The sequence below is a fragment of the Mesorhizobium sp. M0768 genome, from assembly GCF_040320195.1.
Lineage (GTDB): Bacteria > Pseudomonadota > Alphaproteobacteria > Rhizobiales > Rhizobiaceae > Mesorhizobium.
The window spans coordinates 171,087-188,124 of record NZ_JAMYPD010000006.1; the positions used below are offsets into that span (position 1 = coordinate 171,087).

The 17,038-nt window shown below is 62.2% G+C and carries 14 protein-coding genes and 1 other RNA gene; 2 read left to right on the top strand and 13 right to left on the bottom strand.

Annotated elements, in window-relative coordinates; all coding sequences use genetic code 11:
- Nucleotides 1-2 precede the first annotated feature (2 nt).
- Genes NKI08_RS10960 through mraZ form a run of 6 tightly spaced genes read right to left on the bottom strand, consistent with a single transcriptional unit; the run spans nucleotide 3 to nucleotide 6,552 of the window.
- Nucleotides 3-1,436 (bottom strand): UDP-N-acetylmuramoylalanyl-D-glutamyl-2,6-diaminopimelate--D-alanyl-D-alanine ligase, encoded by a 1,434-nt coding sequence (locus tag NKI08_RS10960; protein WP_352471557.1) that lies wholly within the window; start codon nucleotides 1,434-1,436, stop codon nucleotides 3-5.
- Nucleotides 1,433-2,887: a UDP-N-acetylmuramoyl-L-alanyl-D-glutamate--2,6-diaminopimelate ligase gene (locus NKI08_RS10965; protein WP_352769044.1), complete on the bottom strand. Its 1,455-nt coding sequence runs from the start codon at nucleotides 2,885-2,887 to the stop codon at nucleotides 1,433-1,435. Before NKI08_RS10965 ends, NKI08_RS10960 begins: the two co-directional genes overlap by 4 nt.
- 54 nt (nucleotides 2,888-2,941) lie before the next feature.
- Nucleotides 2,942-4,669 (bottom strand): peptidoglycan D,D-transpeptidase FtsI family protein, encoded by a 1,728-nt coding sequence (locus tag NKI08_RS10970; protein ID WP_352471555.1) that lies wholly within the window; start codon nucleotides 4,667-4,669, stop codon nucleotides 2,942-2,944.
- 14 nt (nucleotides 4,670-4,683) lie between these two features.
- The gene (ftsL, locus tag NKI08_RS10975) at nucleotides 4,684-5,061 is read right to left on the bottom strand and encodes a cell division protein FtsL (RefSeq protein ID WP_023676771.1); all 378 of its coding nucleotides are present in this window, start codon (nucleotides 5,059-5,061) and stop codon (nucleotides 4,684-4,686) included.
- 4 nt (nucleotides 5,062-5,065) lie between these two features.
- On the bottom strand, nucleotides 5,066-6,097 hold the full coding sequence (gene rsmH, locus NKI08_RS10980; RefSeq protein ID WP_352769048.1) for a 16S rRNA (cytosine(1402)-N(4))-methyltransferase RsmH: 1,032 nt from the start codon (nucleotides 6,095-6,097) through the stop codon (nucleotides 5,066-5,068).
- Nucleotides 6,094-6,552, bottom strand: coding sequence for a division/cell wall cluster transcriptional repressor MraZ (mraZ, locus tag NKI08_RS10985; protein WP_352471553.1), 459 nt, complete (start codon nucleotides 6,550-6,552; stop codon nucleotides 6,094-6,096). Before mraZ ends, rsmH begins: the two co-directional genes overlap by 4 nt.
- A gap of 405 nt (nucleotides 6,553-6,957) precedes the next feature.
- On the opposite strand from mraZ, the gene NKI08_RS10990 reads away from it, so the two are divergent.
- Nucleotides 6,958-8,073 carry a cystathionine gamma-lyase gene (locus NKI08_RS10990; RefSeq protein WP_352471552.1) on the top strand — a complete coding sequence of 372 codons (1,116 nt, stop codon included), beginning with the start codon at nucleotides 6,958-6,960 and terminating at the stop codon, nucleotides 8,071-8,073.
- Between the two features lie 8 nt (nucleotides 8,074-8,081).
- Here the strand turns inward: NKI08_RS10990 and NKI08_RS10995 are convergent, their stop codons facing one another.
- From NKI08_RS10995 to NKI08_RS11025, 7 genes are all read right to left on the bottom strand, one after another.
- Nucleotides 8,082-8,375 carry a type II toxin-antitoxin system RelE/ParE family toxin gene (locus NKI08_RS10995; protein WP_352471551.1) on the bottom strand — a complete coding sequence of 98 codons (294 nt, stop codon included), beginning with the start codon at nucleotides 8,373-8,375 and terminating at the stop codon, nucleotides 8,082-8,084.
- Nucleotides 8,372-8,656: a type II toxin-antitoxin system ParD family antitoxin gene (locus tag NKI08_RS11000; protein ID WP_352471550.1), complete on the bottom strand. Its 285-nt coding sequence runs from the start codon at nucleotides 8,654-8,656 to the stop codon at nucleotides 8,372-8,374. The genes NKI08_RS10995 and NKI08_RS11000 overlap by 4 nt, the downstream gene beginning before the upstream one ends.
- Nucleotides 8,657-8,809: 153 nt before the next feature.
- Nucleotides 8,810-9,208, bottom strand: an RNA gene (gene rnpB / locus NKI08_RS11005) — RNase P RNA component class A.
- 59 nt (nucleotides 9,209-9,267) lie between these two features.
- Nucleotides 9,268-10,017, bottom strand: coding sequence for a lytic transglycosylase domain-containing protein (locus tag NKI08_RS11010; protein WP_352471549.1), 750 nt, complete (start codon nucleotides 10,015-10,017; stop codon nucleotides 9,268-9,270).
- Nucleotides 10,018-10,202: 185 nt separating this feature from the next.
- Nucleotides 10,203-10,970 carry a peptidoglycan recognition protein family protein gene (locus tag NKI08_RS11015; RefSeq protein ID WP_352769053.1) on the bottom strand — a complete coding sequence of 256 codons (768 nt, stop codon included), beginning with the start codon at nucleotides 10,968-10,970 and terminating at the stop codon, nucleotides 10,203-10,205.
- The gene (locus NKI08_RS11020; protein WP_352471547.1) at nucleotides 10,967-11,686 is read right to left on the bottom strand and encodes a TerB family tellurite resistance protein; all 720 of its coding nucleotides are present in this window, start codon (nucleotides 11,684-11,686) and stop codon (nucleotides 10,967-10,969) included. Before NKI08_RS11020 ends, NKI08_RS11015 begins: the two co-directional genes overlap by 4 nt.
- 197 nt (nucleotides 11,687-11,883) lie before the next feature.
- Nucleotides 11,884-12,096 carry a hypothetical protein gene (locus NKI08_RS11025; protein WP_352453143.1) on the bottom strand — a complete coding sequence of 71 codons (213 nt, stop codon included), beginning with the start codon at nucleotides 12,094-12,096 and terminating at the stop codon, nucleotides 11,884-11,886.
- A 181-nt stretch (nucleotides 12,097-12,277) separates the two neighbouring features.
- Between NKI08_RS11025 and NKI08_RS11030 the strand changes: the two genes are divergently transcribed.
- On the top strand, nucleotides 12,278-16,192 hold the full coding sequence (locus tag NKI08_RS11030) for a hydantoinase B/oxoprolinase family protein (RefSeq protein ID WP_352769055.1): 3,915 nt from the start codon (nucleotides 12,278-12,280) through the stop codon (nucleotides 16,190-16,192).
- The last annotated feature ends 846 nt before the right edge of the window (nucleotides 16,193-17,038 follow it).

Consider the following 17,038-nt stretch of genomic DNA (forward strand, 5'->3'; position numbering starts at 1 on the left):
TCCTAGGTCTGTCTGCTGGTTGTGGCTTCCGCCGGAAACTTGCCGAGCAACGCCTCGACCAGCTTTGAAAAGCCTATGCCCTTCGACGATTTGATCATGACCACGTCGCCGGGCTTCAATTCCGATAGAAGAACCGGTTTCAGATCTTCCGCACCGGCGCGGTATTCCGTCTTGATCTCGTCGGGCAAAACGTCGGCCAGCGCCCGCATTTCCGGACCGCCGAGAAAGACCGTGCGCGTGTCGGTGCCGACGATCAGACCGGCAAGCGCGGCATGCAATTTCGCCGAATGGCTGCCGAGCTCGAGCATATCGCCGAGCACGGCAATGCGCCTGCCCTCGCCCGACACCGGCGTCGTGTTGAGCAGTGCCATTGCAGCGCTCATCGACGCCGGATTGGCGTTGTAGCTCTCGTCGATCAGCGTGATCGGCCCGTTGGGGTGACGCAACACATAGCGCTTGCCGCGTCCGCGTTCGGGCGAAAGATCGGCCAGCGCCTGCGCAACCCTGTTAACGTCGGCACCGACCAGATGCGCGGCACCAAGCACCGCGAGCACGTTCTGCACCATATGGCGGCCCGGCGCGCCGATCCTGGCGACAATCTCGTGCCCGCCAATCTTGGCGGTGATGACCGAGTGATCGGCATTGAGCTCGCATTTGATCAGTTTGAAGGTCGCCCGGGCATTCTCGCCGAACCCGTAGACATGCTCGACGCCGGCCTCTTTGGCCATCTTCTCCAGCAGCTTCCAGCGCGCATCGTCGCGGTTGAGAAGGGCGGCGCCACCGGGCTCCAGTCCCTCGAAAACCTCTGCCTTGGCCTTGGCGATCTCGTCCAGGTTGCGGAAGAAGCCGAGGTGAGCGGCCGCGATCAACGTGACGATGGCGACATGCGGCCGGACCATCTTGACCAGCGGCCGGATCTCGTCGGGATGGTTCATGCCGATCTCGAAGACGGCATAGTCGCAATCCTGCGGCATGCGCGCCAGCGTCAGCGGCACGCCCCAGTGATTGTTGAACGACTGGGCCGATGCATGCACCGTACCGACCGCGGAGAGAGCGTGGCGTAGCGCTTCCTTGGTGGTGGTCTTGCCCGCCGATCCGGTCACGGCAATGACCCTGGCCTTTGAGCGTGCGCGCGCCGCAACGCCGAGCTTTTCCAGAGCGACAAGCACGTCCTCCACGACGATCATCGGTGCAGTCAGCCGCCCCAGCGACGGCAGCTTGCCCTCGGCGACGACCAGCACGCCGGCGCCCGCCTTGATGGCGGCGGTGACGAAATCATGGCCGTCCATGGCCTCGCCCTTGATGGCGAAGAAAGCGTCTCCCGGCTGCAGGCTGCGGCTGTCGATGGAAATGCCGGCGATGGCTTCAGGCATCGGACCGAGCGGCCGGCCATCCATGGCGGCAACCAGCGCCTCGGAGGTCCACAGATAGCTCACGCCGCTTGCTCCCGCAGCGCCGAGCGAACTTCCTCATGATCGGAAAAATGCAGCGTCTCGGTGCCGATGGTCTGGCCTTCCTCATGGCCCTTGCCGGCCACGATCAGCGTGTCGCCAGCGTGAAGCATCCCGACCGCCTCGTGGATGGCCTTGCGCCGGTCGCCGATCTCGATGGCGCCAGGTGCGGCTTCCAGGATCGCGGCGCGGATCGTCTCGGGTACTTCCGAGCGGGGATTGTCGTCGGTGACGATGACCACGTCGGCCAGTCTTGTGGCGATCTCGCCCATGATCGGCCGCTTGCCCCGGTCCCGGTCGCCGCCGCAACCGAATACGACGATGACGCGGCCGGTGGTAAAGGGGCGCACCGAAGCCAGCACGTTTTCCAGCGCATCCGGCTTGTGCGCGTAGTCGACATAGACCGGCGCGCCGTTGGCGGCCGTCCCGACAAGGTCGAGCCGTCCCGGCGCGCCCTTCAATTTCTCCAGCGCCATCAACGCTTTGGCAACAGATGTTCCAGTCGAAATGGCGAGTCCGGCCGACACCAGCGCATTTGCAATCTGGAAGTCGCCGGCCAGCGGCAAGTCGACTTCATGGAGAACGCCGTCCGCTTCGACCTCGGCGCGCTGGCGGTGGCGCTCGTGCTCGACCCGCTTCAGCCGCAGGAAATCGCCGTGGCGGCCGACCGTCAGCACATTCAGTCCCGCTGCCCGCGCCGCCTTGATCGTCGGCTCCGACCACGGGTCGTCGGCAAAGATGACCGCCGGCGCGCCCTTCGGCAGCAACGCGTCGAACAGACGCAACTTGGCGCGATGATAGTCCTCGACCGTCGGATGATAGTCCATATGGTCGCGGCCGAGATTGGTGAAGCCGCCGGCCGCAAGCTTGACGCCGTCGAGCCGGCGCTGGTCGAGGCCATGGCTGGACGCTTCCATCGAGGCGTGGGTGACGCCGGCCTCCGCCAGCTCCTTGAGCAGCCTGTGCAGTGCCACCGGATCCGGCGTGGTCAGCGAGCCATATTCGTTGCGGCCCGGCGCCACCACGCCGGTCGTGCCGATCGAGGCGGCGGCAAAACCCGCCTGCTCCCATATCTGCCGGGTGAATGCGGCGACCGAGGTCTTGCCGCTGGTTCCGGTCACCGCGACCATGGTTTGCGGTTGCATGCCGAAAAAACGTGCAGCACTCAGCGCCAGTGCAAGGCGCGGATCGTCTACCACAAGAACCGGGACTGGCAGCCCGGCGACCGCACTGCCTTTGCCGACCACGATCGCTGCAGCGCCGCGGCTTGCGGCATCGGCTGCGTAGGCTGCGCCATCCGCCTTGGAGCCGCTGAGCGCGAAAAAGACGACGCCCCGTGTTACCTGGCGGGAATCCGACGAAATCCCTGTAACCTCCATGTCGAAGGAAGCTGTCCCCTCGACAGGCAGGATACCGGCTAGATTTTTCAGCTTCATCGAACCCCGTTCATCGCAACAAAATAGCGCGCAGTTGCCGGCGCGCCCCAAGAATCACTGATAGGAAACCAGCGTTGCACCATTTTCATGGCTGAAATCTGGCTTTACGCCAAGCATGGAAGCCGCACGTCGGATGATGTTCGCAGCCATGATGCCCGCGTTCGAGGCGGCCGTACCACCCATGCCGGGCTTTTCCGGCTTCGGTTCGTCGGCGATCGTAAGCACTATGTATTGCGGATCGTCCATCGGGAAAGCCGCAACGAAGGCGTTGAAATTCTTTTCCTTCGAGTAACGGCCGTTGACAACCTTCTCCGCCGTTCCCGTCTTGCCGCCCACCCGGTATCCTGGCACCCGTGCATTGCGGCCGGATCCCTTTTCGGCATTGAGTGCATAGAGATAGCGCATGCCCTCGACCGTCTTGTCGCTGACCACTTTCTTGGCCACCGCCATCGCCTGCTCCTGCGTGCGCGGCAGGAAGGTCGGGTCCATCAGATAGCCGCCATTCATCAGCGCGGCGCAGCCGACCGCTGTCTGCAGCGGCGTCGTCGACACACCGTGGCCGAAGGCGATGGTGATCGAATTGACCTGCTTCCAGACCTTGGGCTCGGTCGGCCGAGCGACTTCGGGCAGTTCGGTCTGCATCTTCTCGAGGATTCCCAGGCGATGCAGGAATTCGCGGTGTCCGTCGATGCCAACCGCTTCGGCTTCCTTGGCAGAGCCGATATTGGAGGAGTAGATGAACACTTCCGGCACCGACAGTACCCGGCCCTTGCCATGGAAATCATGGATGGTTTGATGGCCGATCCTGATCGGGCGCGACGCGTCGAAACGGCTTTGCAGCGTTATCTTGCCGGAATCGAGCGCCATAGCGGTGGTGAAGCTCTTGAAGGTCGACCCCATTTCATAGAGGCCGGCCGACATACGGTTGAGCCTGTCCTTGTCCTGCGCGTTATAGGGGTTGTTCGGATCGAAATCCGGAACCGACGCCATCGCCAGCACCTCGCCGGTCTTGACGTTGAGCACGACGGCGCCCGCCGCGATCGCGTGGTACTTTTCCATGCCGGTGGCGACCTCATCGCGCACGATATGCTGGACGCGCAGGTCGATCGAGAGCTGCACCGGCTTCAAATCCTTGGCCACCGCCAGACCCGACGCCTGAAGGTCGCTCAAGCCTTGTTCGTCGATGTATTTCTCCATGCCGGAGATGCCCTGATTGTCGATGTTGGTGAGGCCGACAATGTAGGACGAGGTTTCACCGGCCGGATAGAACCGGCGCTTTTCGGTGCGAAAGCCGAATCCGGGGATGCCGAGTTGCATGATGTCGGCCTGCTGCTTTGGCGTCAGTTGACGCTGCAGCCAGACGAACCCGGCGCCGCTCTTCAGCTTGTTGTATGTCTGCTCGTAGTCGATCTCGGGAAGCACCGTCGACAGCTTTTCGATCGCCTCGTCGGCATCGACGATGCGGCGCGGTTCGGCAAACAGCGACGCGGTCTTGATGTCGGTCGCCAGCACTTCGCCGTTACGGTCGACGATGTCGGGTCGCGATGCCGTCACCCGGCTCTGCGGGCCGCCCGACAGGTCGGGATTCTGGAAACCCAGATAGACCAGCCGCCCGGCAATGGTCGAATAGATGCCGAAGAACACTGCCATGGTCATGACGATGCGAGTCCTGCCCTTGCCACCGGTCGCCTTGCGGGCACCTTCGACCACGATCGATCCGCCTGCACCGGGCTTCGAACCGCGCTTCAGCAGCCTGCCAATCTTTGGAAATCTGGCAGCCATTGGAAATCCGGTGATCATTGGACGATGCCTCCGGTCACCACGGGATCCTTGCCGCCGATATCGGCCATGCCGCCCAGCCGCTGCGATGAAAGGTCCTCGATGTTGACGGGTTTCGCCGGCAGATCGTCCAGCCCGACGATCTGCCGCGCATTGACCGGCTCGAGTCCGAGTTGCGATTTGTAGATTTCGGTGAGCTTCTGCAGGCGCGACGGCTGGGTGAGCAGGCTCCAGTCCGCCTTGAGCAGGTCGATCGTGTCCTCCTCATAACGGATCTGCGCCTGGATCTTGTGCACTGCCGCCAGTTGCTCCTCGGCCTCGCGCTTGGTCTTGTAGGTCAGGGCAGCCGCTGAAACCATGACGGCGATCAGGACTATGTCGCTGGTACGAAACACGTGCTCACCTCTCTCCCGGTCGATCGGCGCCGGGAAGCTTTGGGCCAGGCAGTTTTGGCAGGCCGAAAATCGAAAAATCGCCGGCGCGCGCCGGCGCCTCTGTACGGATCGCAGCGCGCAGCCTTGCCGAGCGCGCCCGCGGATTTGCCGATATCTCGGCATCGCCAGGTGTCACGCCGCCGCCCTTCTTGGTGAAGGTGGCGGTGCGCGCCTGCGCCTCGGGCAGGTGCCGCGATCCGGTCGCTGAATCGCCTCTGTCGGCGATGAAGCGCTTGACGATGCGGTCCTCCAGGGAATGGAAGGTCACCACGACAAGCCGCCCGCCCGGTTTCAGCACGCGCTCTGCGGCAAACAGTGCCTTGGCCAGTTCGCCGAGTTCGTCATTGACGAAGATGCGCAGCGCCTGGAAAACGCGGGTGGCCGGATGGATCTTGTCCTTTGGCGCGCGACCGATATGCGTCTCGATGGCATCGGCAAGATCGAGCGTGCGCTCGAAGCGGCGTTTTTCGCGACGGCTCTCGATCATGCGGGCGATGCGCCCGGCATGGCGTTCCTCGCCGAGAAAACCGAAGATGCGGGCAAGATCGCCCACCTTGAAGGTGTTGACGACGTCGGCGGCGCTCAGGCCCGCCTGCGCCATGCGCATGTCGAGCGGCCCATCGGCCCGGAACGAAAAGCCGCGCTCCGGCTGGTCGATCTGCATGGAGGAGATGCCGATGTCGAGCACGACGCCATCGGCACTTTCAACCTGTTCGTCGAGCGTCGAGAACGGTGCCTGGACAAGCCTGAGCTTGCCGCCGGACTGCTGTTCAAGGGCCCGCCCCGCCGCGATCGCATCCGGATCGCGGTCGATGGCGACGACCGAGGCTCCGCTTGCCAGAATGGCCTTCGTGTAGCCGCCGGCACCGAACGTGCCGTCGACGATCACCTCGCCTTTTGTCGGCGCCAGCGCCTCCAGAACTTCGGCAAGGAGGACCGGAATGTGACGGGCTGGTCCGCCAGCGGCATGAACTTCATCGCCGTCGCCCGCCATCATTCCGGCCGCTCCGCGGGCTTCGTCCCCTGCCGAAGTTGCAAAAGCCGGGCGCGTGCTTCCGTCCCATAGGCGCTGAGCCGTCCCGGCTCCCAGATCTGAAAGAAATTGCCCCGGCCAACGAAGGCCACTTCCGCTGAAATGCCGGTATGCTCGCGAATGAAATCGCTCATCGTGATACGGCCGTCCTGGTCGAGCTTCAGAAACGTTCCATCGCCATGGCAGAAGAACGACATGTCGTCCGCCGTCTGCAGGAACGGGTCTTCCTGGGCGATACGCTGCTCGTAGCGATCGAGCAGGTCGAGCCCACCGACATCCATCGCCGGGCGATCCAGGCAGCGTAGCGCATAAAGTTCCGAATAGCCGCGTTTCTGCACAACGGCACGGAAATGCGCCGGCACGGACACCCGTCCCTTCGCATCGATCCTGTTCACCGCGTTCGACAGAAACCGGTCCATTACGCGTTACGGCCGCTTGCGCCGCCGCACCCCTCTGCATCTTCCTGTCCGCGCCGCCCCAGCCCGGTCGGCGTCCAAAACCCACTTCGTTATAACGGGCGAACGCAGGCAAACGCGCAGCCGCCGCGGCTGCCCGATTGGCGTACGCTTCACCCTGACACGAAACGAAGGCTTGAGTATCGGAATGGGATATCATGGGGTGTTATGGGCGTCAACGGGAACAGTCTTCAAAACGCGCCTGCCACGACTGGGGAGAGCAGCTTTGACGGCACTCCCGTCTTTATCGTCTATTAAGCCTAACGAAGCGTTTAGAGCCGTGTGGCCCAACCGGAGCCGGCTTGCTGCGGATCGCTGCCGCGCATAGCCTCGGCATGTCCTTTTCCGGTCAGTAACGAGGTTGAAACCATGTCCGAAACAGCCAAGTCACGCGCCGCGGCACTTCCCCATCTGCGCCGCGGCGGGCTGGCCAAGGGCGACCCGATCCCCTTGCCCCTGACGATGGCCGCCATCTTTCATGCGCCCGGCGACGCCACCGGCTTCGATCAATATGGCCGCTTCAGCAATCCGACCTGGGATGCGGTCGAGCACATGCTGGCGCATCTGGAAGACGCCCCATGCGTCGCCTTTCCCTCGGGGATGGCTGCCATCTCGGCGGTATTTTTCGGCCTGCTCAAAGCCGGCGACCGTGTCCTGCTGCCGTCCGACGGTTATCATACGACGCGAGCGCTGGCAGACCGTTTCCTAAAATCCTTCGGCGTTGCCTACGATGTCCGGCCGACGTCGAGCTTCCTCGACGGCGGCTTCGATAGGTATCGGCTTGCGTTCGTCGAAACGCCCGCCAACCCAGGACTGGACATATGCGACATCGCAGCCGTCGCCGAGGCCGCGCATAGAGCGGGTGCGGTGCTTGTGGTCGACAACACGACGATGACGCCTTTCGGCCAGCGCCCGCTCGATCTCGGCGCAGATATCGTCATTGCCGCCGACACCAAGGCACCAAACGGCCATTCCGATGTGCTGTTCGGCCATGTCGCCAGCCGCGACGCGGACATTATCTCGAGGGTGACCGACTGGCGCGAGACGTCGGGCGCTATCCCCGGGCCGTTCGAGGCATGGCTGGTGCATCGCGGCCTCGAAACGCTGGACGTGCGCTTCGACCGCATGTGCGCTTCCGCCGAAATGATAGCGCGACGGCTGAAAAACCATCGCGCGATCAGCGGCTTGCGCTTTCCGGGACTGGAGAGTGACCCATCGCACAATCTTGCCCGCGCCCAGATGGAGCGCTTCGGCTTTCTCATCTCGTTCGTGCTCGCCTCGGAGGACAAGGCCGAGGATTTCATCAACAACTGCGCCTTGATGCAGGCAGCGACGTCGTTCGGCGGCGTACACACTTCGGCCGAACGGCGATCAAAAAGGGGAGATGCCGTTCCGCCCGGCTTCGTTCGCCTGTCGATCGGCTGCGAGCCGGTGGAAGAGCTTTGGCAGGCGATCGAGGCGTCGCTAGACGCAATCGGTGGCTGAATCGGCAATCACGAACTTAGATCGTCGGCATCAATCTTGCGCCGGCCGTGCAGCACGCGAATGATTTCGATCGCCTCTTCGCGGACACGATACAAGGTGAGGTATTCGCCGACCATCAGGTGACGGATTCCGGTTGCGATGTCTTCGCGCGGCGCACCTGAGAAGGGGTGCAGGGTCAGCAAATCCCACCGCCTTTGCAAGAGATCCACGAGCCGAACCGCCGCATTTGGATTCTGTTCGGCAATGTAGTCGCCGATGGCTTCGAGGTCGATCAATGCCTGAGGAAGCAGGCGGTATTTCACTCCTCAAGGCCTTTGGTTCCGGCCATTTTCAGATATTTGGCGCGCAGCCGTTCCATGATTGGCGGCCCGTCCAGCCCCGGCCCGCTGTCGATCCCCTCCTGCACCAGTCTGCGCAATTCCTCGACCGTGTAGCCGAGCAGGTCGCGCCGGTCCTTCCATTGCCTCAGCGCGTCGCGGATCACCTCGCTCGCCGAGGCATATTCGCCGGCGGCGACCACGTCGTCGACCGCCGCGGCCAGTTCCGGCGACAGCGTGATGCTGCGTTTATCGACCTGTCCCATGACGCGCTCCTGAATACCGTCATCCAAAATGGTACGATTTAATCGCACCATTTTCAAGGAATGCCGCGCTTAATTGCGGGTCGAAAGTGAATCAACGGCTGCGCCCGAAAACGCAACCTGCTGATCTCAGGCGATTTCCTTTTATCGGGGAAAACTGCCAGCTGGCCTGTAAGCCGGGTTCTGTATGGCCCTCGCCCCTTACGGGGCGAGAACGTGGCGGCCATTCATCTTGGGCGCATGTTGCCATACGCCTCACGCAACCTACCCGGACGGTGAGCCGGAAACAGCCCTCGAGGGTTTCCCCTCGCACCGCCCCTATTCGGTCTTGCTCCCGGTGGGGTTTACCGTGCCGCTCCTGTTGCCAGTCGCGCGGTGGGCTCTTACCCCACCCTTTCACCCTTGCCACGATTGGATCGTGGCGGTTTGCTTTCTGTGGCACTTTCCCTGGGGTCGCCCCCGCCGGCCATTAACCGGCACCGTGTCTCCATGGAGCCCGGACTTTCCTCACCCGCAGCCTTTCGGCTTCGCGGGTGCGGCCGCCCGGCCAGCTGGCAAGGCGTATAAAGGGGTTCAGGCCCGAAAACGCAAACGAAAAAGCAAGTTGTCGCTTGTCAGGCGGGCGCTCCAAGTGCAGCCAGCTGGACCTTGACCTTGCCGCAATAGGCTGCGGACACCGGGTTCATCCGTGTGGCGGCATGGCCGGCATTGTATTTCAGGATCGTGCCGCAGGTCGTGCCGCCGCCGAGATCCCGCGCCATGGCGAGGTACTTCATGCCGTATTTGATGTTGGTATCTGGATCATAGAGGCCCTGAACCGAACCGCTATAGCCCATCATCCGCGCCGTCGCCGGCTTGATCTGCATCAGGCCGATCTCGCCGGCGCTGCCGACCTGGTTCGGTTGGTAGTTGCTTTCGATCTTGATGACGGCGTTGGCGAGCGACACCGGGACGCCATAGCTGGCGGCATAACGCGCAATGATCGCCGAATACTGTCCGCTGGCGCCGACTACCACCGCCTGAGGCGCTGGCCTGCTCTTCGGAGCGACTGACGCCGTTGCCATGTGGTCGATGCTTTTGCGGTTACGCTTCACATAGTGTTTTGAGATTGTCTTTCTTGCAGCGGTTGGCTTTTTCGCAGGGGCCGGCTTTTTCGTCCTTACCGCGGTTGCTTGTTCCACTTTTGCGGTGGCGGTCTTCTCTACTTTTGCACCACGGGTGGCTTTCGGCACGGCGGTTTTGCCGGCTGCGGCACTGAAGCCCTGATCGGCCCGCTGGCTCAGCGGTGCGCTGTTTGCCGCACTGAAGGCAAAAGTCATTACGCCGGCAGCAATGGCTGCCGTTAAAACGGTCAATTTCTGCATGTGATCCTGTTCTGTTTGATCTGCACAAAGAACTTCGCGCAGATACCCTCAATCAACATCGGAACATTTGGGGGGATAGACGTCCGACAATCTGTACGGATCGCCTTTGACGACGGAATTGGCGCCAAAGAAGGCGACGCAAGTCACTTTGAGTAACAGATTGTAATTTTTAAGCTGGCAAAAGATTATTTGAGAGAGGCTATCCTTACGGAAGCGAGCAGCCTTTCCAGCGTGCGGATCGTCGATCCATCAGCCATGCCATCGACCAGGCGCTGCCGGAAATGCCGCTGAAATGCCTTGACCACGATTTCGGTCTGCCGATCGAAGGCGCCGGTGATCTCGACGCCATAACCATAGAGCGCCAGCATCGACTGCAGCGCCTCTACCTCGGCGCCGGTATCGCCTGGCTTCAGCACGGCGCCGCGCCGGATCGGTGCTGCCGGCACAACATGGCCGATACCGACGGCAAACAAGGCCTTCCATGGAAATTTCTCGCCTGGATCGACCTTGCGCCCCGGTGCCACGTCGGAATGGGCAAGCACCCGCTGCGCCGGAATGGAATGGCGCTCGATGATGCCGGCGCACAGGCCGATCACCGCACCGATCTGCGGTTTTGCAAAGTTGCGATAGCCGAGCGTATGCCCCGGATTGACGATCTCGATGCCGATCGAACAGGAGTTGATGTCGCTCTGTCCGAACCACGAGCTCTTGCCGGCATGCCAGGCGCGGTCGCTTTCCCTTACCATCTGAACAATGCGGCCGTCCTCATGGACCAGGTAGTGCGACGAGACCTCGCTTGCCGGATCGCACAACCATGCCTCGGCACCGGCGCCGGTAGCCATGCCGGTGTAGTGCAGCACGATCATATCGGGTCCGAGCGTCCCGCGCCGTGGTCCGAAATTCGGCGATACCCTGACCTCGGCGCTCGGCTCATCGGGCGGAAAGCCGCTCATGCGTGCCGCAGGCCTCGCTCGATCATTTCATAGGCCGCGTTGATCGCCGCCAGCCTGGTCGTCGCGATCTTGATGAATTCCTGCGGCAGGCCGCGTGCGATCAGCCGGTCCGGATGATTGTCGGAGACCAGCTTGCGGTAGCGCCTGCGGACCTCCTCGAACGGCTTCCCGCGCTCGATGCCGAGCACAACATAGGGATCGGCGGCACCCAGATCGACATGCCGGGCCAGGATGCTCTGGTAATGCGCCTCATCGATGCGGAATATCTCGGCGATGCGATGCAGGAATTCGCCCTCGCGCTCATGCACCAGCCCGTCGGCCTTGGCGATGTGGAACAGCCCGTCGAGTATATCCTCGAGCATCAGGCAGTTCGAATGGCCCGAACCGCAAAGCTGCGCCATCCGCTCGGCATAGGTCTCGAAACCGGCAATGTCGCGTTTGGCCAAATCGTAGAGCCGCGCCACATTGCGCCTCTGTTCCTTCGGCACCTCGAATATTTCCTGGAAGGCGCGCACCTCGTCTTGCGTGACGATGCCGTCTGCCTTGGCCATCTTGGCCGACAGGGCGATCATCGCCACCGAGAAGGCGACGCGCCGGCGCAGATCGGCATCGCCGGAGAAAACCGTGCGCACGGCCTCGACCACTTCGGCGACGCCTGACGACGCTGAAGATGAAACGCGTGTGACGAAGTCGCCAAGGCGGTCCCAAATCGACATGGGGGCTTCATAGGACCAACCACCCATCGCTATCAAGCCAAGACAGTGCCGCAGGGGCTGGCCCAATCGATTTGGCGCAATGCATGAGGCGGCTGGCGCCAGCGCTCACGTCGTCGCACTCGGCCGCCAGGCGCTGGTATCGTAAGCAGCAGAAAGGCCGGCCTGTGAGGCCAGCCTTTCCTTGGTTGTCACATTGACTACTGAGCCGGAGCAGCCGGCGCAGGCGCAGGTGCCGGAGCCGGAGCCGGCTCGGCAGGCTTGTTGGCGTCAGGAGCAGCCGGCTTCATCGTCTGGTCGGATGCCGGCGGGTTGGTGCTCTGCGTCGTGGTGTTGTCGGTGCCGCTGTTGCTGCAGGCGGCAAGGCCAAGCAACGCAAGCGCCGACACCGACGCAAGAATGAGTTTCTTCATGATATCTCTCCTCTACTCACGCCTCCGTTACCGGCGGCGGTCGAGGACACAATGCGTAAGCTGCGCATGAGTTTCGTAACGTTGCATTTCTTCCTGTAACATATTCCAATCACTTGACGATTGCCGGTCAGGGCCTCGCGAGCTAACAGATCGAACAGGGAAAAATCCCGGGAGCGCCGCTGTGACTGCAAAATGGGATTTCTGGATCGACCGCGGCGGCACCTTCACCGATGTCATCGGCCGTGACCCGCAAGGCGCGCTGCACCCGCGCAAGCTGCTGTCCGAGAATCCCGAAGCCTATGCCGACGCTGCCATCCAGGGCATTCGCGATTTGCTCGGCGTCCAACCCGGCGCTCCAATCCCCTCCGCTCTGATCGGCGATGTCAAGATGGGCACCACGGTTGCCACCAATGCGCTTCTCGAGCGCAAGGGCGACCGTGTGCTGCTGCTCATCACCAAAGGCTTCCGCGATGCGCTGAGGATTGCCTATCAGGCCAGGCCAGATATCTTTGCCAAGCAGATCATCCTTCCCGAACAGCTCTATGAGCGCGTCGTCGAGATCGACGAAAGGGTTCGCGCCGACGGCAGTGTCGAGCGCCTGCTCGACATTGCTTCGGTACGCCCGGCTATTGAGCAAGCCAAGGCGGACGGCATCGATGCGGTCGCGATCGTCTTCATGCATGCCTGGAAACATCCCGATCACGAAAAGGCAGTTGCGAAGGTCTGCAGAAAACTCGGATTTTCGCAGGTCTCGGTCAGTCACGAGGTCTCGCCGCTGATCAAGCTGGTCGGCCGCGGCGACACCACCGTGGTCGACGCCTACCTGTCGCCGATCCTGGCTAGGTATGTGCAAAGGGTTGCCGGTGAGCTGGGCGTGGCTCCAATCTCCCTCCTCGTGGGGGAGATGTCGGCGAAGCCGACAGAGGGGGGCGCTGTCCCGCCAGCATCTCAGCATCTTAGTGACGCCAATCATGACACAAAGCACCCTACGGCGCCCCCCTCTGCCCTGCCGGGCATCTCCCCCACAGGGGGAGAGATCGGCCAATCTCCTCGCCTCATGTTCATGATGTCGTCGGGCGGCCTCACCGCCGCCGACATGTTCCAGGGCAAGGATGCGCTGTTGTCCGGCCCGGCCGGCGGCGTCGTCGGCATGGTCGAGACGGCAAAACTCGCCGGTTTCGGCAAGGTCATAGGCTTCGACATGGGCGGCACCTCCACCGATGTCGCCCATTACGATGGCGACTACGAGCGCGCCTTCGACACCGAGGTCGCCGGCGTGCGCATCCGCGCGCCGATGATGCGCATCCACACCGTCGCTGCAGGCGGCGGCTCGATCCTCCATTACGAGGCCGGCCGCTTTCGCGCCGGGCCGGATTCGGCCGGCGCCAATCCCGGCCCGGCCGCCTATAGGCGCGGCGGCCCGTTGGCCGTCACTGACGCCAATGTCATGCTGGGCAAGCTGCAGCCCGAGTTCTTCCCGGCTATCTTTGGACCGGGCCAGGACGAACCGCTCGACGTCCAGACGGTTCGCGAAAAATTCACCGCACTTGCCGCCCAGATCGGCGACGGCCGCTCGCCGGAAACCGTCGCCGAAGGGTTCATCACCGTCGCCGTCGAAAACATGGCCAACGCCATCAAGAAGATTTCGGTGCAGCGCGGCTACGATGTCACCGAATACCTCCTGAACTGCTTCGGCGGCGCCGGCGGCCAGCACGCTTGCCTGGTCGCCGATGCGCTCGGCATGGAGGCGGTGCTGATCCATCCGTTCTCCGGCCTGCTATCGGCATACGGCATCGGCCTGTCCTCTGTATTTGCGTCACGCCAGCAGGCGCTGCTGAAGCCGCTGGCGGACAATTCCGGGCCAGCGATCGATGAACTCATCGCAACGCTGCGCAAAGCCGTCATCGACGAACTCGCCGCGCAAGGCATCAGCGAAGACGCGGTCGCCTCGAGACCGGTGCTGCAGATCCGCTACGACGGCACCGATACCGCGCTGCCTGTGAACTTCGGGCACGGCTCGATTGCGCAGGCCAAGGCGGACTTCGAACTGGCGCACAAGGCGCAGTTCGGTTTCGTCTACGACGACAAGCCGATGATCGTCGAATCGGTCGGCGTCGAGGGTACCGATACCGGCGGCACCGGCCGCGACGAAAGCGATTCAGTTGTTGAAGACATGGCCGCAAGTCCTTCCGGGAACCGGAAAATCTTTGTCGACGGCGTCTGGCGCGACGCCGGCATCTTCCCTCGCGAAACGCTGAAGCCTGGTAACAAGATCGCCGGCCCCGCTTTGATCATCGAGCCGAACCAGACCATTGTCGTCGAGCCGGGCTGGCAGGCCGAGATCACCGCCAAGGACCACGTATTGATGCGGCGCGTCGAGAAGAAGCACCGGCACGCCGCACTCGGCACCGAAGCCGATCCGGTGATGCTGGAGGTCTTCAATAACCTGTTCATGTCGATCGCCGAACAGATGGGCGTAACGCTGCAAAACGCTGCCTATTCCGTCAACATCAAGGAGCGGCTCGATTTCTCCTGCGCGGTTTTCGACCGGGATGGCGCGCTGGTCGCCAATGCACCGCATATGCCGGTGCATCTCGGCTCGATGGACCGCTCGGTGGAGACCATCATCCGGCTCAATTCCGGCGACGTTCACCCCGGCGACGTCTTTGCGCTGAACGCACCTTACAATGGCGGCACGCATCTGCCTGATATCACCGTGGTGACGCCTGTCTTTGAGGAAGAGCGCCCAATCTCCCCCCCTGTGGGGGAGATGTCGGCGAAGCCGACAGAGGGGGGCGCTGTCCCGCCGACCTCTCATTCTGTCACGCCCCCCTCTGCCCTGCCGGGCATCTCCCCCACAAGGGGGGAGATCGGCCAATCGCCGAAGATCCTCTTCTACGTCGCCTCGCGTGGCCATCATGCCGACATCGGCGGCACCGCGCCCGGCTCGATGACGCCGCTTGCCACAACCGTCGACGAGGAAGGCGTGCTGTTCGACAATTTCCGCATCGTCGATCGCGGCCGGTTCCGCGAGAAGGACCTGGAGACGCTGCTCACCGACCACCCCTACCCGGCGCGCAATCCGCACCAGAACATCGCCGACCTCAAGGCGCAGATCGCCGCGAACGAAAAGGGCGTCGCCGAGCTGCGCAAGATGGTCGCGCATTTCGGCCTCGATGTGGTCGAAGCCTATATGGGCCATGTCCAGGACAATGCCGCCGAAAGCGTGCGCCGCGTTCTGGAGCGGCTGCCCGACAGTTCGGAATACGAATATCCGACCGACACCGGCCAAATGATCAAGGTGAAGATATCGGTCGACCGGCGGAAGCGCGAAGCCACCGTCGACTTCACCGGAACGTCGCCGGTGATGAAGAACAATTTCAATGCGCCAGAGCCAGTCGCCCGTGCCGCGGTGCTTTATGCCTTTCGCGTCATGGTCGAAGACAACATCCCGATGAATGCCGGATGTCTGCGGCCGATCAACATCATCATTCCCGACGGCTCGATGCTGAAACCCGCCTATCCCGCGGCGGTCGTCGCCGGTAATGTCGAGACCTCGCAACACGTCACCAACGCGCTGTTCGGCGCCATGGGCGCGATGGCCAATGCGCAAGGCACGATGAACAATCTCACCTTCGGCAACAAGCAGTATCAGTATTACGAGACGATCTGCTCGGGCTCGCCGGCCGGCCGGATGAACGACGGCCGCGGTTTTGCCGGCACCTCCGGCGTCCACACCCATATGACCAATTCGCGCCTGACCGATCCGGAAGTGCTGGAACTGCGTTTCCCGGTATTGCTCGAGGATTTTCATATCCGCGAAGGCTCCGGCGGCGAAGGCAAATGGAATGCCGGCGACGGCACCAGGCGCACCATCCGCTTCCTCGAAAAAATGGAATGCGCCATCCTGTCCTCGCATCGCAACCGCCCGCCGCGGGGACTGGACGGAGGCGGCGATGGCGAGGCCGGTTCGACCAAGGTCCGCCGCAAGACCGGCGCGATCGAGACGCTGAAAGCCTGCGATCAGACCATCCTCGACGCTGGCGAGGCGGTCATCGTGACGACGCCGACCCCAGGTGGATTTGGCAAGTCGTAACGCGCAAGTGTAACGCGCAAGATAAGATGATATCGGCCGCCTAGGCAGGGCAAGGTGGGAAAACGGCGGGCACGATTGCGCAAGCTATGGAAAGCAGGGGGCCTATGGAAAGCAGGGGGCTGAGAGCGATCCGGCGGGACCAAACCGACCGTGGGCCAAAAAGGGTTGCGGGCGCAATTTCGATGTCGGCGGGCGGATCAAACCCTCAAGGGCGAAGAGCAGCTTCGCCATTCTATACCAAAGACTTCCAGGACCGATGAGGACTTAGCACCCATATGGATGAGTATACGCGCCTCCCGAACTATGATCCAGATTTCTGTCGAAGGGTTGCTAAGTGGGGAGCTATAGTCTGTTTTTTGGGAGTTGTTGTGGAGGCCTTCATCTTTTCGCTGGTCGACCCAGCGCGAAGTAGTTGCACTGGGTGGATCATTCACGGCGGGCAACCCATACCGCTAAAGATGATATTCGCACTGACGCTTTTTCCTGCATTTTGGGCTTGCTTCGTTTTTCTAAGATGGAAACATTTTTCTAAGACGATGCATGCTGCCGCTACAGGTAATTATGTGCCGCCCTTATCAAAACTCTTAGGTCATCCCAAGATCGATCCGTTCACATTCCCTCATGATCAAGTGTTTCGAACGGTGATCGTGCTGTGGTGCATATTCTGCACAAGCCCTCTTTGGTTGATGCTCACTTTCTGTACAAATACATTTGGCTATCTTGGTTTCAACCGCTGACAAACTCATGAAAACTGCGACACCGGAACCGACATTTGGGGATGCTCGCCTGCCTCTACGGATTGATCGTAGATTCATGAACTACGATTCGACTGGCCCTCGATTTTCC